Raw genomic sequence first — 19,180 nt, 5'->3', positions numbered from 1 at the left:
GTCATCACCCGCGGCGCGAGCGACTCGGCTTCCTTCGACGAGGTGCTGGAGCTGCGGGACCGCGGGGGCGGCGGGGGGGCCCCCGCCGCCGCCCCCCCCGACTCGAGGTTCGGGGTGATTCAGTTGTTGGCGCCGATGGTGTCGCGGATCCAGTCCATATTGGACGCGATTCCGGTGTAGATGGTGCCACCGCTACCGCACGAGCCGCTCGTTCCACGGCTGGTCACGGCGACGGCTTCGCCGTTCACCAGTGCGGGAGTGCCGGAGTCGCCGTGACAGGCCGCGGCGGTCGGCGACTGCTTGACGCAGACCTCGGTGTCGTCGATCCCGCAGGCGGAGCCGTCGAGGACCGTGGTGTCCAGTTGCTTGAGCTTCTTCGGCGAGTAGTGATCGGTGTTGCTCTCCCAGCCCCAGCCGAGCAGTTTGATCGCCGCGCCGGCCGAGGGCAGGTTCGCGGCCACTTTCATGGGCGCGGATTTGGCCGGAGCGGTCAGGCGGATCAGCGCGATGTCAGCTCCGTCGCGGGTGAACGTCTTGTCCCATTTGACGAGTTCGCCGCCGGATGTCCGGTCGTTGGACCCCACGCGCAGTTGCTCGAACTGGTGGCCGATGCAGTGGGCGGCCGTCACGACCCAGCGGTCCTGGATGAGCCCGCCGCCGCAGCCGTGTCCCTCGTTCGCGTCGTCGTGTCCGAGGTCCACGATCCAGGAATAGCTTTCGGTCGCCTCGCCGCCGCCGATGATGGCGGGCTGGGCGGCGGAGGCCGTTCCCGGTGCGGCGAGGCACAGCGCGCCGGCCGCAAGCGGCAGGAGCAGGGAAGCAAGGCGCTTGTGCACGTAAACACTCCTCACGCTCGAGAATTATCTTCGCTGACACGCTACGACCGCTCTCGCGCGCCGAATACCGACCAACGTCGGGAGTTCCCCGGTGTTCAAGCGTGACGAGCGGGAATTTCTCCGGTGACGATCCGGGAATCGTTCATGGGCTGTCCACATCGCCGGGCGCGAATACTGAGTGTCCATTGTGGATGAGCGGTCGTGAAGTCCGCCGCTAGTGCGGATCCTCCGGGATGTGACCGCCGATCGCCATCGTCGTCGGCTTCAGCTGACGGAGCCGGGGGATGAGGAGCGTCACCGCGACGGCCAGATAGACGTAGGTGAGGATGAGCCTCGCGGATTCGCCTGGCAGCACGAACTGGACGGCGAACAGGACGAAGAGCCCGATCGCCTCCCACAGCCGGAACCGGAGGTCGAGCAGGACCACTACGGCGAGAACTGTCTGCGCCGCGGTCAGTGCCACCTCGTCGACCTGGCGCTCGACGAGGGGCAGCGCGGCGGAACCGCCGCCGAGCAGGTAGGCGATCGGCAGTGCGCCGACCAGCAGCGTCCATTGGTTGATCTTGCTGGACAGCAGCGCGCCGAGTCCGTCGGCGGCACGCAGCCGCCAGGCGAAGACCACGGCGACGATCAGTTCGGGGGCTTCCGATGCCAGCGGTGCCAGCCACTGGATCAGCAGGAATCGGTCGATGCCCAGCGCGCTGCCCGCTTCGACGAGTGATTCGGCGAACGGCTCGGCGGAGGAGAACACCAGCACCGCGGCCACCGCGAACAGCAGGATCGTCAAGGGCCGTCGGCGGTTCGCCCGCAGTGTCGCCAGCCGGGCCGGAACGCCGGCGAGTTCCTCCAGGTCTTCGGCGCCGCACCGGCTCATCCGCCACAGGTAGAACCCGTACCACCCGATCAGCACAACCGAAAGGTACAGTCCGATGTGGCCGGTCAGCGGCATCACGAACGCGACGAGCGCCGCGACCGCGAGGAAGGCGACGTCGATGCGGTGGTGCGGCTCGAGCCGGATGTGCGGGCTTGCCGAGCCGCGTGATCGGCGGACGGCCAGCGCGGTGGCGATGGCGACCAGCGGCCAGCCCACGCCGACGAGCAACCTGTTGGCGCCCGTCATGTTGGCGGCCGCGTAGGCCACGTAATCGGGGCGAGTGCCCGCGCTGTAGGCGAAATAGAGGTCCACGGCGTACTCCGGGAGCACGGCGATGAGGGCGAGCAGCGCCAGTGCCAGCGCGCCGGAGATGTCGGCACGCGCGGTTTCCGCCGCCCACATCAGCATCACCGCCGCCGCGAGCACGCCGAGTCCGAACAGGACGCCGCCCCAGACGGCGTTCGGGTGCGTCCCGGTCAGCCTGAGCACGACGGCGGGTGCCGCGGCGACCGCGACCAGGGTGAAGCGCAGCGCGACGGCGCCCCGGCTCGGGAGTGACCAATTTTGACTGTTCATGGTGTCTTTCCTGTCGCCCGGTCACTTCGGAAGATAGAACAGAGCACACGGGGCAGCCATCCGAAACGAGGGGCTTTCGCCGAACATCACCCGAGAGGCAGCTATCCGGGGAGTTGTGCGGTCATCATGAGCTGACTGTCGCCGAACCGGTAGGGCTCGTCGGTCGGCCCGGCGAACCGTGCCACGTCGACGAAGCCCGCTTCGGTGAGCAGCTGGCCGAGGTGGGCACTGGTGTAGATCCGATGAACGGCCGTCGCGGTGACCTCGGCCGCACCACGGCGGAAGGTGTCGTGCGAGATAATGGCGGACCGCTCGACGTCGTAAGTGTTGACCGATTCGACCTCGATATCGCCGACCTGATGTGCGGAGCGCTCGGCATCGACGAAGCCCGGCAGCACCGATTCGGCGGTGATCCCGACGTCCACCACGATGCCGCCGCCGGGCCGGACCGTGGCAGCCATTCCCGCGACGAAGTCGCGTAATGCTTCGATGTCCAGGTAACCGAAGCTGTTGCCCATGCACACCACGGCGTCGTATGCGCCGTCGTTCGGTAATTCCCGCATTTCGGCCACGGCGAGGTCGACATCGAGGTCGCGTTCGGCGGCCCGCTTGCGTGCGTGGTCGATCGCTTCCGAAGAGATATCGATACCGCGTACCCGGTGTCCGCGGGCAGCAAGTTCGAGTGAATGCCTGCCGCTCCCGCACGGCACGTCGAGTACCCGTGATCCGGCGGTGAGGCCGAGCCTGCGCACGATGAAATCAACCTCGTCCTCGGTGGAGAACGTCGTCGCGACTCGTCGCCAGAACTCGTTGGGCAGCTCGGTGAAGAACGTTTCGAACCAGTTGTCGGAAACGTCGCTGGACATGAGTGAGCCTCTCGCCGTGCCGATTGCCGTGTCTATCGCGTCGTGATTCTAGGCCAGTGCCCATGCGGCCGGCTTACAATCGGCTAGACTTCGTAGGTTGTCGGGGCGCGCATGCCCCGCGTAGCGGCAAGTGAGGGAAGTGTGATGGCTCAGAAAGTTCTGGTTCAGGTACTGGACGATATCGATGGCAGCGAGGCCGACCAGACCGTTCCGTTCAGTTTGGACGGAGTCGACTACGAGATCGACCTTTCGCAGGACAACGCCGAAGAGCTGCGGGACCTGCTGGCGCAGTTCGTGTCGGCGGGGAGGCGAGTGGGTGGCCGGAAGGTGCGGTCGACGGTCGCCCAGTTCCCGGGTTCGGTGTCCGGCGGTGGTTCGGTGTCGCCGGAGGATCGCGAGCGTTCCCGGGCGATCCGGGCCTGGGCGCTGGAGAACGGTTTCGAGATCTCCGATCGCGGCCGGATGCCGCGCGAGGTCATCGAAGCGTTCGAGGCCGCGGAGGCGAAACCGGTGAAGACGACACGCAAGCGGGGACGACGGAAGTAGCCTGTCACCACCTGATGCTGTCCGATGAAGGGGTGAAATCCGGGGTACGGATCAGGGAAGCCGCCGCCTTGTACGATCTCGCGCCGTCCACATTGCGCTGGTGGGAGGCGCAAGGGGTACTCGACGCGCCAGAACGGGAAGCCGGTAAGCGGCTGTACAGCGACTGCGATCTTCGGCGGATAGGGCTCGCCTACCTGTGCCGTGTGGCCGGGAGGATGCCACTGGAACAGGCCGCGGTCGTGACCGCGGGCACCGCGAACGTCGAAGCGTGGCATGGGGTCGTGGGTGCGCAGGTCGCTCGTCTCGAGCGGGAGATCGGGTTCCTGGTGGCCGCGCGCGACTACCTCGCTCACCTCATGCTGTGCTCCGACGACGATCCGGCGCTGTGTCCGCACCTGGACGGCGAGCTGGTCGCGCGTACGCCACGCGGACGTGTCGCCGGAGGCGACCTGCTCGAAGCCGCGCAGGCGGCAGCCCGGCACGAGGAACGCGACGAAGCTCGGAGCGGGGGCGTCGAGAACCCGGAAGACGTTCCCCTGTGCCCCGGGTGTGGAGAACAGGTCGATTCGCCGTCTCGGGGGAGGCCGCGCACCTACTGCTCCCACGCTTGCCGGCAGCGAGCCTATCGCGCGCGCCGCGGCAGACCAGGCCGGTGATCCCGCGATGCGCACTCGACGAACGCTGACTGGCCTGAGTTTCATGGCCGGCGCTCAGTATCTCGCCGCAGACAGTCGCGAGCCGCGACGAGCGCTTCGACTCCGCCGCACTGCGCGGTGACGGCTTCCTCGCCGGTCAGGCGGTTCTCCAAACCTTCCACAGTGGACATGTTCGCAGGGCTTTCCTCGCTGAGGAAAAGGTGAAACGAGTGAGCCCGTCACCGTGTTCGTGTCCAAAAAGGACGGATCTGTGTTCGGTGAGAACTGTCGCGCCGTGAAATGTTCATCATTCGCGAGCGGGCCGGTGGAACGAGTGTCCACCGGCCCGTCAGCATGTCCCGGGGTCTTTCAGTCCTCTGTGGATGAATGCGGCATCGGCTTTACGTGGTTCAGGACAGGCCGAGCGTCTCGAGCGTGTGCTGTGCCATCTGCCGCTCGCCCTCGGCGTTCGGGTGGACAGGCCCGAGAGTGCCGGACGGCACGACGGGCTCGACCCAGCGGGTACCGGCCGGTTGGCAGGCGTCGTGCCCTTCGGAGATCTCCGAGTAGTCGACGAAGGTCGTGTCGGTGGCGTCGGCGGCACGCTTGATCGTGTCGTGCAAGGTGGTTTGCAAGTCTCGCACGTAGCCGAGGTCGCCGGACGCGAGCGGGATCGTCGGGAAGCACCCCGCACCGCTGGGCAGAATGTTCAGGTAGTCGCCGATCGCGACGCGTGCGTTGGGGGCCTTCTTTTTCACGGCGGTGAGCGCCTTGACGAGGTTCGGGTAGGTCTTGGTCCTGACCGTGTGCGCGAAGGAGTCACCGAAGGCCGTTTCGCACGGGCTGCCCGTTCCACCCGAGAGCACTCCGGCGGCGCCGCAGGCGATGATCGCGGAGATGAAGGTGTTGTTGTCGTTCCCGCCGATCGACATGGTGACCAGCTTGGTGGCCGACGACAAGGCGTCGACCTGTGCCGGAACCCCAGGATACTGCGGGAGCGTGTAGTGCGTGGTCGAAGCGCCTCCGCACGAGACGTCCTTGAGGCGATAGCCCTTGGTCGCGGCGATCACGTGGGCCCAGTTCTTCGCGGACTGCGCGCACAACGGACTCATGCCCGGCGCGAGTGGCAGGATGCCGGAACCCGCGCTGAAACTGTCCCCCATGTTGACGTAGTCCGGCGCGCTCGCTGTGTCCGCCACGGCGGAACCGGGAACCGCTACAGTGGCGAGTAGTGCGGACGAGACGATCGCGCCGGCAACGCGGGCGCGAGAGAACAAAGGCATCGGCGGTCCCCTTTGACAGGCCGGAATCAGAATGTCGAGCCATCATCGAGGACCTGACCCGGGAACAACAGTGGACGCCGCCCGAAACTTTACGCGCGAGTTTGTAGCTGTCTCCAAGAACGGCCGTCGCTACTGTGCGCTGACGAACCGGTGGGCGATCACCGCCGCGCGCAGTGTCTGCCAGCCTTCGCGCGTCGTGGGATCCACCTCGGTGAGACCGCGGACGCGGCTCAGCCGGTAGTCCACCGTGTTGACATGCAGATGTAGCCGCTTCGCGGTCTCGCGGCGAACGCCGTCGCAGGCGAGATAGGCGGCGAGGGTCTCCCGGAGGTCCGGATGACCGGCCAGGCGCTCGACCAGGTCCGCCAGTGCGGCCCTGGCCGGTCCCGGCCGGGTCACTTGGACTTCGAACCGAAGGGCGGTCAGATCGTAGACCCGGGGTTCGAGCGCGAGCCGGTCGGCGACCTCGGCGGTGTCCACCGCCGCGCACACGGCCTCCGGCATCGTGTTCGCGACGGCATTCGCCGTTCCGGCGGCCCAGCGATCACCGACCACAGGGGCGAGCGCGGTGGTCAGGCCGTCAGCACGCGCCTGGCCTTTGAGCATGATGGTGCCGCCTGTGGCGGTCAGCCCATCGAGGACGGGCGTGCCGGACAGGTCCGTCAGAACCTGGCGGATGGCGCGGTTCCTCCGGCGCACCTCCACCGCGGCGGTGACCTCGTTGCCGGGCACTGGTTCCGTGAACCGGAGAGCCAGCACCGTGCGTTCGCGCCACGGTGCGAGCCCCGCGTTTTCCCAGAGTTCGGGGGTTTCCCGGCCGGTGAGCACCGCGTCGAACAGCTGACCGCGGATCTCGCGGTCGCGTCCGGTGACGGCCAGCGTCGTCTCCATGAAGCCTTCGGTGACCGCCGTGCTCAAGGTCAGCAGGTATCTCAGCATCCGGCTGCCGATCGCCACCACCGCGGCGACTTCGTCCCCTCGGGCGTACTCGGAGACCACCTCCCACGCCGCCCCGGCGCCGGCGTAGTTCGCTGCCAGTACCAGGCGCAGCGGAATTCCTTCCTCGGCCCGCCGTGCCGCGGACCGCGTGACCACCGCCAGCTCGGCCCCCGTCGGCATCCGGTCCTCGCGGAGCATGCGGGTGACGAGGCCGAGATGGAACTCCGCGATCCCGCGGACGTCCACCTCGATCTCGGCCTCGGGCAGTTGCCGGTAATAGGGCACTTCCGTCAGTATTCGCCGCACCATCGCGTCCAGCAGGCACGGCATCCTGTCCGCCAGCCGCACGGCCAATGACGCGGAGCCGAGGTGGGCGCCGTCCCGGTGACCGATACCGCTCGTGGTCATGACCTGCCCCCGCCTGCCGAGGACGTGCGCGGGTGGCGGGGCACGGGGTGGTGCTGCACGGGAGCCTCCCAGAGGTCTGCGTCACTCGCCCTTGCGCAGCCTCCTGGATCCAAAGAAATATTTCAAGTACTCGCTTTTTAAGTTAGTCTTGCGTCATCCGGCAGGAGGAGACGATGTGGCGGACCAGCGGCGGACCCAGTCGGAGCGCCGCGCGGCGACCACCGCACGCCTGATCGAGGGCGCCATCGGCGCCGTGGTCGACCTGGGCTACGCGCGCACGACGGCGAAGGAGATCTGTGCGAGGGCGGGGGTCTCGCAAGGTGCGCTTTTCGGGCGTTTCGCGACACTGGTCGACCTCGTGCTCGCCGCGGCGCGGGAGGTCGCGCGGCGGCAGATCGAGAACTTCGCCCGCCGTTTCGCCCGGCTGTCCGACACCGACGACGTTCCGACGGTGCTCTCCCTCGTCCGGGAAGGGGCCAGGGACCCGATCAACGCGGTCTGGATCGAACTGCTGGTGGCGGCCCGAACCGACGCTGACCTACGAGCACGATTCGAGCCGATCGTCAGCGAGTACGTGGCCGCGATGTTCGTGAACGCGGAGCGCGTCCCCGCCGTACGCAGGCTGCCCCAGGAAGCCCGCGCGGCGGCGCTGATGACGACGCTCCACTTCTTCGACGGGGAGGCCTTGGGCGCGGCGCTCTACCCGGACCCCGAACTCGACGCCCAGCGGCTGGCGGTCATCGGGGTGATGACGGAGTCCTATCTCAAAGAGCAGGGAGCGCGATGACGCCGCCGCGCACCGAGGTGATCCGAGCGGCTTCGAAGATCCTTCGAACGGGGGGTGCCAGGCGGCCTGCGCGGGCGCATATCGTTCGTTGACATGGGTGAAAATGTGCGCGACGCTCGATCATTCCGGTTTCGCGCGAAATGACGACGCGGCTTTCCGTTTCGGAGGTCCTCCGCAGTGCGGCTCCGAAGGCCGAGAATCCGCTGCCCCCGCTCGTCAACGCGGGGCGGGCCCGGCAGCGGGTGGCGTTGCCGTACCGGTCACGCGACAGTGTCGATGGGACCGGCGGCGAGCATTCCTCGCCCGCGCTGATTCTGGAGAACGACTGTCTCCGGGTAACCGTGCTGCCTGCTCTCGGTGGGCGGATCGAATCGTTGTACGACAAGGGAAGCCGTCGGGAACTGGTACCCGGCGGTGACGTCGCGGGCGGTATCGAATGGAATCTCGGTGACGGCGGTTTCGCCGGCGCCGCTGTGGTGCCGATGTATGCCGCGGAAGTCGACGGCCCGGACGGGACACCCGCGCTGCGGCTGTGGGAATGGGAGCGGACCCGCGATCTGGCCTGTCAGGTGGATCTGTGGCTGCCGGAGGATTCCTCCCTGCTGCTCGTCGGGGTGAAGGTCCGCAACCCGCATGACCACGCGGTGCCGGTCGGGTGGTCCTCGAACATCATCGTCTCGCGCACCGTTCGCCTGCTCGGCAGGCCACGGGAGAGCAGCCGTTGGACGGCTGCGGTGGGCGAAGACGGAGCAGGGCTGGTGCAGTTGTCCGTGTCGCCCTCGAACGAGCACGTCGCGGCCGGAGGTTCGTGGCACCGGCTCGAAGCGTTCGGACCGTGTTACGCGGGAGCGGCCGCCTGGCGTGGTGACGCCCGTGTCGCGGCTACGGATCTGGAACGGCGGCTTCCGGACGCGGGGCTACTGGGGCGGCTGAGCCGAGCGTGGCTGGGGGCTGCCGACAACCCGCCGCGCGACCCGTTGTCGCATGGCTCGGGATGGGGTGCGCTGGAGACCCACCGGATGCTCGTCGAGTTTCCGGCCACTCCTTATCCCGCCGAGTCAATGGGTGTGGAGCAACGCTCATGGCTTTCCTTGCTCGACGGTACGCCGTGGACGGGCGACCCCGTGGTGGACCCGGGCCCGACGCCGGTCAACGCGTACTGGCGTGAGCTGCTCGAATACGCGCCGGCTACCTGGACGACCTGGTACCACCGTGGCGTCGCTCGCTGGGCTGCAGGTGAGCGCCGGAAGGCGGCCGACGCGTGGGCGATGTCGTTGGCGCACGCGGAAAACCCCTGGGCGCTTCGGAACCTGGCCGTCGTTTCCCGGCTGTCCGGTGATACCGGCCGCGCCGCGCGCCGCTATGCGCGTGCCGTGGAGCTGGCGCCCGCCGTCCGCGCACTCGCGACCGAGGCGCGGCTGGCCGCCGAAAATCCCGCCCGGCCGGCAACCGGGCATTGAATGTCCACTGTGGATACGGGTGTGGGTAGGCGCTCGTACTCCGCCCTGGCGCTTCGCGCAGGCGCAGCGCGGTTCCGGATCGTCGAGAAGACGCCGGAACAGGGCAGCGTCCAGCAACGGCCGACGCCGAGGGCCGCGTACGACAGGCGGGCCGCGACTACCGCCACAGCGTCTCCAACGAGAACGGCTGCCTGTGTCTCGCGGGGCCTACTGTTCGACGGGTGCTTTCGGCAACCGGTGCGGGAAGCGCCGGTGGGCCACGGCCGGACGACTACTTCGTTCAGGCGGTGAGCTTGGCGAACTCGGCCATTTCCGCGGGCGGGTCGACCACCGGCTGGATGACGATCTCGTCGATCCCGGCCGCCGCCATGGCGGCGATGCGGGAAAGGAGGTCGTCCCGCGTGCCGGCCATGGCCAGTCTGTCGATCAGTGCCGGCAGGACCAGGTCCCGGTCTGCCGGATCGATGCGTCCCAGGTAGTTGGTGTAGAGCATGCGGTACCGGTCCGGCGCTGTGGCGGTGGTGCCACGCCGGTCGAGGAACCGTCGCACGGCTTCCCGTTCCTCGGGGCCGAGTACCTCGGCGAAGGAGGGTTTGTCGGCGGCGAAGACCAGGAAGGACAAGACGGTGTGGCCTGTCGCGTCCCGGACCGCGTCGCCGTACGGGTCCTCGCTCTCGCCGAGTACGTGCAGCGAGGTCATCAGATAGCAATCGCCGCCAACCGGCGTGCTCGAGTTCTCCCGGCGAGCACCGTGGAGCGCGCGCCAGGCAGAGGGATCCAGGGTGGCGAAGGAAAGCAGGCCGGTGCCGCGACGGCCGGCGATGGCAGCGGCCTTCACACCCTGCGCGGCCACCACGAAATCGACGGGGCCGGCGGTGTCCCGGTACTGCCCGGCGTGCAGGAACCGGATGTCGCGGACCCGGTCGCCCTCGCGGTAGCTGATCGAGCGGCCGGCGCACAGATCCTGCAGCGAGGCGGTGAACGTCTCGAGCTCGGCCCCGGTGGCAGGCGGCATTCCCAGGGTGCGCCGGGCGGAGTTCCCGGTGCCGACTCCGCAGATGATCCGGCCCGGTGCCAGCGCGTCGAGGCTGGCGAGCGCGCTCGCGGCGGCCGGTATCGACCGCAACGCCGGTGACGTCACGCCGACGCCGAGTCTGATCCGGCTGGTGGCCTTCGCGCACAACGCCAGCGCCGCGAACGGATCGCCGTGGACCATGGGGGTGTCGTAAACCCAGAAGCTGCTCAAGCCCAGTTCCTCGGCCTGTACGGCGAGTTCCTCCACGCCGGGCCGTGCCGCGACCACAACGCCTGCACGCAAGATGCCTCCCCGGACTCGTCGCGCCAAGGCATGGCCATCGTAGCCTTCCCTCGCCGTGCCTGTCGACGAAACGAACCAGCGGCCCGTGTGCGCGTACGAGAATCGACCTGATTCGGGACCGCGTGGCTTTCCGGCCCCCTTCTGTGCGAACGAATCCCAGTCAACGGGGGCGGTGCCCGGTCGGGGCGCATACGGCAGGAAGGTCCCGGCCGGGCACCTCGCGTGTGCGGTTGCCGGGGGTTGACGGCCGCACCGTGGATGTCCTCAGTGGAGGGAGAACCCTGGGACTCCTGTCGCCTTTGGCTCTGCCACGGGATGCGGTTTCGCAGGCGGCGGTCCTCCGAAATGGACCACCGCCGGTGACGTCTCGTGCCCGGCAGCGGGTCTGCCGGCTGGAGGCGGCTTTCTGTGCCCGTGTTCATCGGGGTCAACCGCTCGGCGTCGGCGCCTGCTTGATCAAGGGGATGATCGGGCCGAGCTGGCCGATCATCCCCTTGAGCCAGGTCAGTGCCGCGTCCGCGTTGATCAGCAGCCAGATCCCGATCGCGACCGCGCCGAGCACGAGCAGCACGAGCAGGAGTCCGGCGACCAGCAGGAGCCAGACGACCAGCCTGCCGAAGCCGGAGGTCTTGCCTGCTGTTCCCAGATTGTCGGCCATGGTTGCTCCCATCTCCTCGGTGGCGCCGGGCTGGTACCGTCCACTGAGAACTATATAATCACATAGCAATGTATGCATATATAGCGTGAGTGGTGTCACCGCTGGTCAGGTATCTCAGCCGGCCCGGCGAGGACGCCGAGGCTCGATCCCGGATCCTTGGCTGGCCAGGATCATGGCCCGGTGTGCGCGTGTGCCGCCCAGCGCAAGGGGTGGCCACCCGCGTAGTGGTCCCGGAGGTCGCGCGTGGCGGCGTGCACGGCGTCGGCGGGGTGGCTTCCCTTGCCGAGCAGTTCGGTGTAGACGCGCTCGGCGAATTCCGCTTCGTCGCTGATCGGCCACAGCGTGGAGATCACGTGCGGATACCCGGCCTGCTGGAACGCCGACGCGATGTGGATCGCCTCGTCCGGGAGTGTGATCCCGGTTCGTCCGGTCGCGCAGGCCGACAGGTAGGCGAGCCAGGCATCGGGGGTGTGGCCGTCGGCGATCTCGGTCACGGTCAACGGGCCGTCGGCGAGTACGAGGTGACCGGACGAAGGGTCGGTCGCCCGGCTCGTGGCGTGACACGCGAAGTGGACCAGATCGCTGTTCGCGATCGCGGCACACACCTTGGCGCGCGTCGCCTGCTCGTCGCGCAGGACACGAATTCCCGGGAGCAGGGTTCGTAGCGCCTCGATCTCCCGTCGTGCGCCGGTCAATTCGGGGTAACCGTCCACGTGGGACACTCCGACGGCCAGCGGCGAGACCGGGACGCCGGGGCCCGGCTCGGTCGCCGTGGCGTGCCTCAGTGCGGCGATGGTCGGTGTGTACGAGGAAATCACCCGATCCAGGACCGTGCGGCCGTCCTGCTCGACGTGGTATCCGGCCGCGTGCAGCGGCAGGAACGCGAGCGGTCCCACGGGCATCCACCACAGCCGGGGCGGTTTGCCGCCGACCGGAATGTCCATAGTGGACAGAATCGGTTCGGCTACGACGTCCCACAGCCAGCGCAGCAGCCGGGCGACGAACCGGGAGGCGGCCCACACGTCGTCGACGTCGAACGCGTGTTGGAACTCGGTGATCTCCACGGCGTACTGGAACGCCCCGATCCGGTGCAGCACGGCATCCAGGGTGAGCTCCGGCAACGGCACCGTACGCACCCGCGAGCCGGTGACGATGATCGCCGCGCAGCCGTGTTCGCTGACGTTCACGGCCACCACCGGGCCGGTGACGGCGCCGCCTGCCTGCGGCGGTTGTCCCAGCGCCTGGGTCAGCAGCACCCCGCGCCCGCGTTCCAGCAACCGCAGTGCTTCGGTCGCGTCGCCGTGCCGTAACGCGCAGGCCGCCGCGTCGGCGGCCAGGCCGGGGTGACGCAGGTTGTGCTCCTGATCCGACCTCCGGAGCTCGGCGGGCGCCGACTGGGCGAACGCGTCGACCGCTATCCGGTAGCCCGCGGTCGCACTGGCCCACTCGCCGGCGCGCGCGGCCAGCGCGCCCCAGCTCGATCCGGCGCTGATCCTGGCGTGGACGTCGGCGAGGGGATCGCCTGCCGCCTCGGTGAAGGCGGCGATGGCGCGCACGCGGTCCTCTTCGCTACCGCTGTCGCGGAACCGCTTCTCCAGAGCCGTTCCGAGCACGTCGAACCGGGCGACCCGCGATCCCGCCACCTCGCCGGTCGCGGATTCGGCGAACCGCACCGCCTCGTCCAAGCGGGCGGCACCGGCGTGCTGGTCCTGCCACAGCATGGCCAGGTTTCGGGTGATCATCGGGCGTGCGTGATGATCGGACGGCAGGTTGTCCAGGGTGTCCTGCATGATCTCGATCGCTTCGGCCAAGTCCGCCGGCGTGCCGGCGGGTGTGAGCGCGTGGCTCGCGAGCGCGAGTGCGAGACCGGATCGCGCGACGTACCGCGTCGGGTAGTCCCGCGAGGACGCCTTGCGATAGGCGGCGATCGCTTCGGTGAGGTCGGCCAGGTGGTGGTACCGGTGGAACCGATTGCCCAGGCACCTTCCCAGGTTCACCAGGTCTCTGGCCGGCACCGGGTCGTCGTCCGTCGTCCGCTGGGCCACCACCGCCCGCTGAACGGAGATGGCCTCGTCCAAAACCCTCGTGTCGTCCGTGGCCTCGAACAGCGCGTTCAGCGACAGGCCGAGATTCGCGCGGATCTCGGCGCTGTCCGGCTCCAGCCGAAGCGCGGCACGCAGCAGTTCGATCGAACGCCGCAGCGCGGCGACGTCCCGCTGCCGTCGATGCTGGTAGCGCAGGACACTGGCGAGGCAGCTGAGCGGCCGGGGTTCCTCCGGAGCCAGCGAGATCGCCCGTTCCGCCGCCTCCCTCGCCCGAGCCAGGTCTTCCGGCCGGTCGGCGTGCTCGTAGCGCCGGAGCAGGCTTTCGGTGAGGTTGAGCTGCGTGCGTGCCTGGTCGTTCGGCCACTCCAGCAGCCGCTCGGCGGCGTCGACCGCCAAGTCGAGATCGGCCCCGTCCGACGTGTGTTCGTAGCGGACGCGAGGGAGCTCTCGAAGGTAGGACAACGCGATGACACGTAGGTCGCGGTTGTCCCCGGCCGACTCGTCGGCGCTGCGCAGCGCGGCGATGCTCTCGTCGAGGTCGTGTACCCACGAGCGCCGCGTGGCCAGCGCGACGCCGTGCATCAGGGCCACCCACGCGGCCAGTTCGTGATCGCGCTGTGGGTAGCCGTGGGCGTAGCGGCCCAGTTCGACGGCGGCGTCGAGGGCGCCTGGCCGTTCGGACGTCTTGCCGAACACCAGCTCTCGCAGTACGCCGGCCATCCGATGAACACGATGTGTCCCGCTCACCCGCGCCCTGGCCAAGGCCATGATCAGCGCGCGGACCGCGACGTCGATTCGTTTCCGGTTCGTGGACCCCGCCGCCGCGTAGAGATCGCTGACGGCTTTCGCGATCGCGTCCTCAGCCGGCATCGTGACTCTCCAGAACGAGACGAACCGGCTCGGGGATCACCAAGGCACCCTGCTCGGGCGGGCCCGCCGCCAACCACGTCTTCGGAAACGACACGGACTCCGCCGCACGCACCACCCGGAACAGCCGCAGGGCCTCGGCGAGATCGTCGGCGGCGTGGGCGCCGGCCAGCGTTCGCCTGGTGTGCCTCAGGATGTGCACCAGGGCGCACACGTAGGTGGCCTCCAGATCGAACCCCGCGCTCAGCTCGCGCAGTTCGCGGGCCTCGGCCACCGCCTCCGGCGCCAGCACGGCGGAGTGGTCGCTGCCCCGGCCGGCGGCCTCCTCGAGCCGCTGCGTGAGCGAGGTCAGCAGTTCCTGCCGCCGACGGGTCGCTTTGCCCGGCCATGGCGTGTCCTCGGCCACGACCCGTCCCTTGGCGAACACCTTGATCCGGTGCAGGAGGGCGTCCCGGTGGAACCAGTCGGGCCGGACAAGCCGGACGACCTTGCCGATCTCACTGGTGAAGGCGGATCGCGGCACCTCGTCGGCGCCCGGTGGGATGAACTTGAGCGCCTCCTCGATCGCCGCCGGAGCGAGCCAACGACCGTGGCGCCGGTCCTGGCGAGACCGCGAGCGGTCCGCCGCCAGGTCCGCGAAGGCACCGCCGACCACAAGCCACTCACCGGGATCGAGGATCTCCGACAGCCCTTCGCCGTATGGCTGATCAGCCCGTGCTCGCCGCTCCTTCAGGGTGTAGAAGTCGAATCGACGAGGTGCGCCACAGGCCGGGCACGCCCAGGTGTAGGTCCGTTCCGTCCTGGTCACGCCGTGGACGGCGCCACCCGACCAGACCTCGACCGTGTCGTCGCCGCAGTCGCACGGATGCACGCCCATGTACGCGTGTTGCTCATCCACCGAGCGGGACGGCAGAGCGGCCATGGTCACCAGCATGCCGCACGATCATCGGCGAAACAGCCGATTTCGGTAATCGCTTCAGTACGATCTGCTGCCATGGGTGATCCGAGGGACGATGTGGCCAGGCTCTGCGCCGGCCTTGCCCTGCTCCGCAAGTACGCGCCGGACGACGTTTCCGGGCTGATCGAGCAGGCCAAGGACGGGCGGCTCACCGCCGAAAGCCTGGACTCGGTGCTGGCCAAGGTGCACGGCCCGCCACCGCCGTCGGTGTGGCGTGGCGATCAGCCGGGCCCCGCGCTGCTCGGCCGGTTCGGCCGCCGGTCGGCCCATGAGGTGTACGTGTGCCCGAACAGCCGTTGTTCCCGGGTCACGCCAAGGAGATCGGGTGAACCGGCGCCGACCTGCCACCTCGACGAGGCGCGCCTGCGCCCGACGAAGTTGTGACGGGATGTCCGCCTTCCTGAGCGAGTTGGGCCGCAAGCTCGCGGAGAAATGGCTCTCCCTGCTGGTGCTTCCCGGGTTGTTGCTGCTCGGCGCCTGCGTTGCCGGCGGTGTCCTCGGGCAGGCGCACTGGGCCGACACGACACGGCTCACGGCCGTGGCACGGTCCTGGAGCACGGCGGTGCAGGCCTCGGGCGCGGTGCTCGCCGTCATGATCGCGGCGGCCGTACTGCTGGCCGCCGCCGCGCTCGGCGTCGCCGCGACGGGCCTCGGCTGGGCGGTGCGGAAGGTGTGGCTCGACCCGTGGCCGCGCTGGGCCGGCTGGTTGCTGGTGCGATCCCGGCGGGCCAGGTGGAACCGCGCGACGGCCGCGTATGAAACCACCCTGCTCGAGGCGCGGAACGCCGACGACCCCGAGGCAGCGCGGCAGGAACTCGACCGGTTGGCCGGGCGGCGCAACCGGATCGGCCTCGTGCGGCCGGGCCGGCCAACCTGGATCGGTGACCGGATGGCCGCGGTGGACGCCAGGGTGTTCGCGGAGTACGAGCTCGACCTCGGCACGGCGTGGCCGCGGCTGTGGTTGACCGTGGCCGACGCGACGCGCACGGAGGTACGTGCCGCCGCGACGGCGTTCGGCGCGGCGGCCACCCTCTGCGGCTGGGGCCTGCCGTATCTGGCCCTTGGCGTGGTGTGGTGGCCGGCGGCCGTGCTCGGGCTGCTCATCGTGGTGACCGCCTGGCGTCGTGGCCGAAGCACGGTCGCCCTGTACGCCGACCTCGTCGAGTCCGTTGTGGACCTGCATGCCGCGGGACTCGCCGACGCGTTGGGCATCAGCGCGCCGCCGGACACCGCGGGGGCCGAGATCACCTCGCGGCTGCGTAAAGGCGCGTGACAGTACCTCCACAGCGTGCGTTACGCGGGAGAACGCGGCCCCGGCGAGTACCGGCGCGATGGTGGCCAGCGCGTGCAGTTTGGCGCGAGGCCGGTGCCGATGAAGTCCGGCAGTCCGGGGTCGCAGGAGACCACAATGGACAGTCTGCAAGCGGAAGGAGAATTCCGGAGAACACAGACTCCGGGTCATCAAGTCCGATGACCTGGAGTCTGGGGGCGCGTCATCAGGGACCCGAGCCCCGAACCCGCTGGTCAAGAGCCGAAACTCCGTTGTGTCGAATGATGCCGCGCGGGGCTTTTTCGTCTGCTCGGGGCCGATTGGACAGTAGTGGCACGGCGGCCATTGCGCACTGTCCGAGCCTCGCTGTGAGTCAGTCCGGAACTTGCGCCAAAGGCGGCCTGTGGATCGTGGGACTTCGGCCAGTACGGCGACTGGATGTCGCTGTGGTCCCTGATCGTGGCTGCGGGTGGACAAGCGTGCTACCCAGGCTCCGGCCGAGCCACGCGAGCGGCGAGGCGGTCACGGGCTCGAACGGGGCGCGGGGTCGAACGCTCCAAAGCCGATGCTCAAGGAGCACCTGGTGTCGAAGGGGTTCTACCCGAGGACACCCTGGAAACCACGAGGGACGATCTCCCCGCACGCGTTCCGTGAGCGAAGATCGTCCATCGCCTGTGCCCCATGACCGTTGTGCTCGCGGGTGCCGGGGCCCGCCGGTCAGACGGCCACGCGCAGTGTGACGTCGACGTTGCCGCGGATCGCCCGGGAGTACGGGCAGCGCCCGTGGGCGTCCTCGGCCAGCGATTCGGCGTCCTCTTGTGACAGCCCGGGAAGCGAGACGGACAGCTCGACGTCGAGCAGGAACCCGGCCTCGTCCTGGGCGAGGCTCACCCGCGCGACGACTGTGTCGCCGGACAGCTTGACCTTGCGCTGCCTGGCGACCAGTCGCAACGCGCTGTGGAAGCAGGCCGAGTAGCCCGCGCCGAACAACTGCTCGGGGTTGGTCGCCGTGCCGGAGCCGCCCGCTTCCTTGGGGAGCGCGAGGGCGGTGTCCAGCAGGCCGTCGTGGGAGCGGACCTTGCCGTTGCGGCCGTCACCGCTGGAGGTCACTTCGGTGGTGTACAGGGTCTTCATTGTCATTGTCCTTTCCGGACGGAGTGGGCGAACCAGGCGAGGGTCTTGGCGAGTGCTTCGCGCATGGGGGTGGCGCGGACACCGAAAGTGCTGGTGTAGAGGGAGTCGTCCATGACGAACGGCTCGGTGTGCCAGTAGAAGAGTTCGCGGTACTCGGCCATGAACTCCTCGTCGTAGGGGCCGAACGGTCCTGGCTCGCGCTGCACCGTGATCTGTGTCGGCTCGCCGGTCAGGTCGCCGATGACGTCGTGGATCTGCCGGGTCGTGTACGGGCCGTCGACGGGCAGGTGCCACAGCTTGCCCAGTGCGCGCTCGTCGGAGCCGAGTACGGCGAGCCCGGCGGCGAGGTCGGGCACGTAGGTGTAGCTCTTCGGCAGGTCGATGTCGCCCAGCCCGAGCCGGGCCTCGCCGGTCAGCGCGGCCGGGAACACCGACACGCCCAGCGAGGACAGCAGAACGCGCGGGCCGAAGAAGTCGGCCGCCATGCCGAGTGCGACGCGGACGTCCCCGCGCTGGTGCGCGGCCAGGTATCGCTCGGTGATCGCGGCGCGCGTCTTGCCCTTCGGGCCCGGCGCGGCGAGCGGCGTCCGCTCGGTCATCGGCACCCCGCCGGTCGGGCCGTACTGGTTGAGCGTCTCGACGGTGACCAGCTTCGCGCCGCTGCGACCGACGACGTCGAGCAGCGCGTCCTGGATCACCGGCAGCACCTGCGGCTGCAACTGGTACGGCACGTGCGTGCAGTTGTAGACGACGTCGGCACCCTCCACTACCTCGGCGAGCTTGACCCGGTCGGTCACGTCGGCGGCGACCCGCACCGAACCGGCGATCCGCTCCCCGCCGCCGGACCGGTTCACCGTGCGTACCCGGTGGCCCCGGGCGACGAGCCGCTCGGCGAGGGTCAGGCCGACCGGTCCGGTGCCGAGGACGACGTGCAGTTCCTGGTTCATCGCTACTCCTCCCGTATTGAGTGGTTAACCACTCACACTATGGGTCAAAAGAAAGCCGCGCGACGCGGCTGTTCTCACGGTGAAAGCTCAGTGGTGAAAACTCAGTAGTGGCGCAGGCCCGCCGAGAGCGTGTTCGCCCACGGCGCGTCGAGCTCGGTGGCACCGATCGCCACCACCAGGTGGCACAACGCCCCCCAGGCCATGAAGTGCTGGATCGCGTCGGCGTCCGCGCCGGAAACGCTGCGCACGTACTCGACGGTCCTGGCGTAGCTGCGCTGCACCACCTCGCGCACCGCGGGCTCGGAAGCCGCGGCCGCCTGGGCGTGCACCTGGACCAGTAACAGGTCCTTGTCGGCGATGAGCCGGGCGTATTCGTCGCCCATCGCCATCAGCACCTCATGCGGCTCGCTGCCGCGTGCCTTGGCCGCCCCCCTGGCGAAGCTGTCCCGCACGAGGTCGAAGCAGTGCTCGACGACCGCGACGAACAACGCCTCCTTGTTGGGGAACAAGCGATAGACATAGGCCTGCGAGATACCCGCCCGCTTCGCCACCTCGGTGGTGTTGGTGCCGTAGTAGCCACGGGCCGCGAAGCTGCTGACCGCGGTGCTGAGCACCACTTCCCTGCGTTCCTCAGCGGTGCTGAGCACCCGTCCCGTCGCTGCCATATGAGTAATAAACCACTCACACTTTCCCGTGTCAACCCCTCGACGCTTCCCGCCAGGCCGCCCAACCCGCGCCGCCAACGACCGCACACGAGCCGGTCAGCCGAAAGG

At 68.9% G+C, this 19,180-nt stretch carries 19 protein-coding genes; 6 read left to right on the top strand and 13 right to left on the bottom strand.

The features are described 5' to 3' along the window. Window positions 1-119: 119 nt before the first annotated feature. The 3 genes from ACFWY9_RS24135 to ACFWY9_RS24125 form a co-directional block, all read right to left on the bottom strand. Window positions 120-836 carry a S1 family peptidase gene (locus tag ACFWY9_RS24135; RefSeq protein WP_378328356.1) on the bottom strand — a complete coding sequence of 239 codons (717 nt, stop codon included), beginning with the start codon at window positions 834-836 and terminating at the stop codon, window positions 120-122. A gap of 214 nt (window positions 837-1,050) precedes the next feature. Next, entirely contained in the window at window positions 1,051-2,286 is a 1,236-nt protein-coding gene (locus tag ACFWY9_RS24130; protein WP_378328357.1) for a sodium:proton exchanger, read from the bottom strand. A 101-nt stretch (window positions 2,287-2,387) separates the two neighbouring features. Next, window positions 2,388-3,152, bottom strand: coding sequence for a methyltransferase domain-containing protein (locus ACFWY9_RS24125; protein ID WP_378339984.1), 765 nt, complete (start codon window positions 3,150-3,152; stop codon window positions 2,388-2,390). A 144-nt stretch (window positions 3,153-3,296) separates the two neighbouring features. On the opposite strand from ACFWY9_RS24125, the gene ACFWY9_RS24120 reads away from it, so the two are divergent. Continuing rightward, on the top strand, window positions 3,297-3,698 hold the full coding sequence (locus ACFWY9_RS24120) for an Lsr2 family protein (protein WP_378339983.1): 402 nt from the start codon (window positions 3,297-3,299) through the stop codon (window positions 3,696-3,698). Window positions 3,699-3,712: 14 nt separating this feature from the next. Beyond that, window positions 3,713-4,354: a MerR family transcriptional regulator gene (locus ACFWY9_RS24115; RefSeq protein ID WP_378339982.1), complete on the top strand. Its 642-nt coding sequence runs from the start codon at window positions 3,713-3,715 to the stop codon at window positions 4,352-4,354. Between the two features lie 41 nt (window positions 4,355-4,395). On the opposite strand, the gene ACFWY9_RS24110 is transcribed toward ACFWY9_RS24115, so the two are convergent. The 3 genes from ACFWY9_RS24110 to ACFWY9_RS24100 form a co-directional block, all read right to left on the bottom strand. Continuing rightward, the gene (locus tag ACFWY9_RS24110; protein ID WP_378328361.1) at window positions 4,396-4,524 is read right to left on the bottom strand and encodes a hypothetical protein; all 129 of its coding nucleotides are present in this window, start codon (window positions 4,522-4,524) and stop codon (window positions 4,396-4,398) included. A gap of 219 nt (window positions 4,525-4,743) precedes the next feature. Further along, window positions 4,744-5,616, bottom strand: a complete 873-nt coding sequence (locus ACFWY9_RS24105) for an SGNH/GDSL hydrolase family protein (RefSeq protein ID WP_378339981.1) — start codon at window positions 5,614-5,616, stop codon at window positions 4,744-4,746. A 129-nt stretch (window positions 5,617-5,745) separates the two neighbouring features. Further along, complete coding sequence (locus tag ACFWY9_RS24100) at window positions 5,746-6,963, bottom strand: PucR family transcriptional regulator (protein WP_378328363.1); 1,218 nt, start codon at window positions 6,961-6,963, stop codon at window positions 5,746-5,748. Window positions 6,964-7,138: 175 nt separating this feature from the next. Between ACFWY9_RS24100 and ACFWY9_RS24095 the strand changes: the two genes are divergently transcribed. Beyond that, window positions 7,139-7,750: a TetR/AcrR family transcriptional regulator gene (locus ACFWY9_RS24095; RefSeq protein WP_378328364.1), complete on the top strand. Its 612-nt coding sequence runs from the start codon at window positions 7,139-7,141 to the stop codon at window positions 7,748-7,750. A 140-nt stretch (window positions 7,751-7,890) separates the two neighbouring features. Beyond that, on the top strand, window positions 7,891-9,210 hold the full coding sequence (locus tag ACFWY9_RS24090; RefSeq protein WP_378339980.1) for a hypothetical protein: 1,320 nt from the start codon (window positions 7,891-7,893) through the stop codon (window positions 9,208-9,210). Between the two features lie 280 nt (window positions 9,211-9,490). Here the strand turns inward: ACFWY9_RS24090 and ACFWY9_RS24085 are convergent, their stop codons facing one another. The 4 genes from ACFWY9_RS24085 to ACFWY9_RS24070 all read right to left on the bottom strand — a co-directional run bounded on the left by ACFWY9_RS24085 (window position 9,491) and on the right by ACFWY9_RS24070 (window position 15,020). Continuing rightward, complete coding sequence (locus ACFWY9_RS24085; RefSeq protein WP_378339979.1) at window positions 9,491-10,528, bottom strand: LLM class flavin-dependent oxidoreductase; 1,038 nt, start codon at window positions 10,526-10,528, stop codon at window positions 9,491-9,493. Between the two features lie 427 nt (window positions 10,529-10,955). Then, entirely contained in the window at window positions 10,956-11,186 is a 231-nt protein-coding gene (locus ACFWY9_RS24080; RefSeq protein ID WP_378339978.1) for a hypothetical protein, read from the bottom strand. A gap of 170 nt (window positions 11,187-11,356) precedes the next feature. After that, window positions 11,357-14,101, bottom strand: a complete 2,745-nt coding sequence (locus ACFWY9_RS24075) for a CHAT domain-containing protein (RefSeq protein WP_378339977.1) — start codon at window positions 14,099-14,101, stop codon at window positions 11,357-11,359. Then, a complete protein-coding gene (locus ACFWY9_RS24070) occupies window positions 14,091-15,020 on the bottom strand; it encodes a hypothetical protein (protein WP_378339976.1) in 930 nt (309 codons plus the stop codon). The genes ACFWY9_RS24075 and ACFWY9_RS24070 overlap by 11 nt, the downstream gene beginning before the upstream one ends. A gap of 72 nt (window positions 15,021-15,092) precedes the next feature. Here ACFWY9_RS24070 and ACFWY9_RS24065 point away from each other — a divergent pair, with 72 nt between their 5' ends. Together ACFWY9_RS24065 and ACFWY9_RS24060 are read left to right on the top strand one after the other, a co-directional pair. Further along, the gene (locus ACFWY9_RS24065) at window positions 15,093-15,440 is read left to right on the top strand and encodes a hypothetical protein (RefSeq protein WP_378339975.1); all 348 of its coding nucleotides are present in this window, start codon (window positions 15,093-15,095) and stop codon (window positions 15,438-15,440) included. Between the two features lie 4 nt (window positions 15,441-15,444). Beyond that, on the top strand, window positions 15,445-16,329 hold the full coding sequence (locus tag ACFWY9_RS24060; RefSeq protein WP_378339974.1) for a hypothetical protein: 885 nt from the start codon (window positions 15,445-15,447) through the stop codon (window positions 16,327-16,329). 714 nt (window positions 16,330-17,043) lie between these two features. On the opposite strand, the gene ACFWY9_RS24055 is transcribed toward ACFWY9_RS24060, so the two are convergent. The 3 genes from ACFWY9_RS24055 to ACFWY9_RS24045 all read right to left on the bottom strand — a co-directional run bounded on the left by ACFWY9_RS24055 (window position 17,044) and on the right by ACFWY9_RS24045 (window position 19,072). Continuing rightward, window positions 17,044-17,460, bottom strand: a complete 417-nt coding sequence (locus ACFWY9_RS24055) for an organic hydroperoxide resistance protein (RefSeq protein WP_378328372.1) — start codon at window positions 17,458-17,460, stop codon at window positions 17,044-17,046. Window positions 17,461-17,462: 2 nt separating this feature from the next. Beyond that, a complete protein-coding gene (locus ACFWY9_RS24050; protein WP_378339973.1) occupies window positions 17,463-18,407 on the bottom strand; it encodes an NAD-dependent epimerase/dehydratase family protein in 945 nt (314 codons plus the stop codon). Between the two features lie 101 nt (window positions 18,408-18,508). Then, window positions 18,509-19,072: a TetR/AcrR family transcriptional regulator gene (locus ACFWY9_RS24045; RefSeq protein ID WP_378339972.1), complete on the bottom strand. Its 564-nt coding sequence runs from the start codon at window positions 19,070-19,072 to the stop codon at window positions 18,509-18,511. Between the last annotated feature and the right edge of the window lie 108 nt (window positions 19,073-19,180).

Origin of the sequence: Amycolatopsis sp. NPDC059027 (assembly GCF_042739735.1) — a bacterium.
Taxonomy (GTDB): domain Bacteria; phylum Actinomycetota; class Actinomycetes; order Mycobacteriales; family Pseudonocardiaceae; genus Amycolatopsis.
Note: the sequence above shows the minus strand (reverse complement) of the source record. Positions and strands in the feature narration are given on the sequence as shown.

Bases quoted from the DNA above. Each gene is read 5' to 3' on its own strand.
- ACFWY9_RS24130 (WP_378328357.1), bottom strand. From the start codon at position 2,286: ATGAACAGTCAAAATTGGTCACTCCCGAGCCGGGGCGCCGTCGCGCTG.
- ACFWY9_RS24125 (WP_378339984.1), bottom strand. From the start codon at position 3,152: ATGTCCAGCGACGTTTCCGACAACTGGTTCGAAACGTTCTTCACCGAG.
- ACFWY9_RS24120 (WP_378339983.1), top strand. From the start codon at position 3,297: ATGGCTCAGAAAGTTCTGGTTCAGGTACTGGACGATATCGATGGCAGC.
- ACFWY9_RS24115 (WP_378339982.1), top strand. From the start codon at position 3,713: ATGCTGTCCGATGAAGGGGTGAAATCCGGGGTACGGATCAGGGAAGCC.
- ACFWY9_RS24110 (WP_378328361.1), bottom strand. From the start codon at position 4,524: ATGTCCACTGTGGAAGGTTTGGAGAACCGCCTGACCGGCGAGGAAGCC.
- ACFWY9_RS24105 (WP_378339981.1), bottom strand. From the start codon at position 5,616: ATGCCTTTGTTCTCTCGCGCCCGCGTTGCCGGCGCGATCGTCTCGTCC.
- ACFWY9_RS24100 (WP_378328363.1), bottom strand. From the start codon at position 6,963: ATGACCACGAGCGGTATCGGTCACCGGGACGGCGCCCACCTCGGCTCC.
- ACFWY9_RS24090 (WP_378339980.1), top strand. From the start codon at position 7,891: ATGACGACGCGGCTTTCCGTTTCGGAGGTCCTCCGCAGTGCGGCTCCG.
- ACFWY9_RS24080 (WP_378339978.1), bottom strand. From the start codon at position 11,186: ATGGCCGACAATCTGGGAACAGCAGGCAAGACCTCCGGCTTCGGCAGG.
- ACFWY9_RS24075 (WP_378339977.1), bottom strand. From the start codon at position 14,101: ATGCCGGCTGAGGACGCGATCGCGAAAGCCGTCAGCGATCTCTACGCG.
- ACFWY9_RS24070 (WP_378339976.1), bottom strand. From the start codon at position 15,020: ATGGCCGCTCTGCCGTCCCGCTCGGTGGATGAGCAACACGCGTACATG.
- ACFWY9_RS24065 (WP_378339975.1), top strand. From the start codon at position 15,093: ATGGGTGATCCGAGGGACGATGTGGCCAGGCTCTGCGCCGGCCTTGCC.
- ACFWY9_RS24060 (WP_378339974.1), top strand. From the start codon at position 15,445: ATGTCCGCCTTCCTGAGCGAGTTGGGCCGCAAGCTCGCGGAGAAATGG.
- ACFWY9_RS24055 (WP_378328372.1), bottom strand. From the start codon at position 17,460: ATGAAGACCCTGTACACCACCGAAGTGACCTCCAGCGGTGACGGCCGC.
- ACFWY9_RS24050 (WP_378339973.1), bottom strand. From the start codon at position 18,407: ATGAACCAGGAACTGCACGTCGTCCTCGGCACCGGACCGGTCGGCCTG.
- ACFWY9_RS24045 (WP_378339972.1), bottom strand. From the start codon at position 19,072: ATGGCAGCGACGGGACGGGTGCTCAGCACCGCTGAGGAACGCAGGGAA.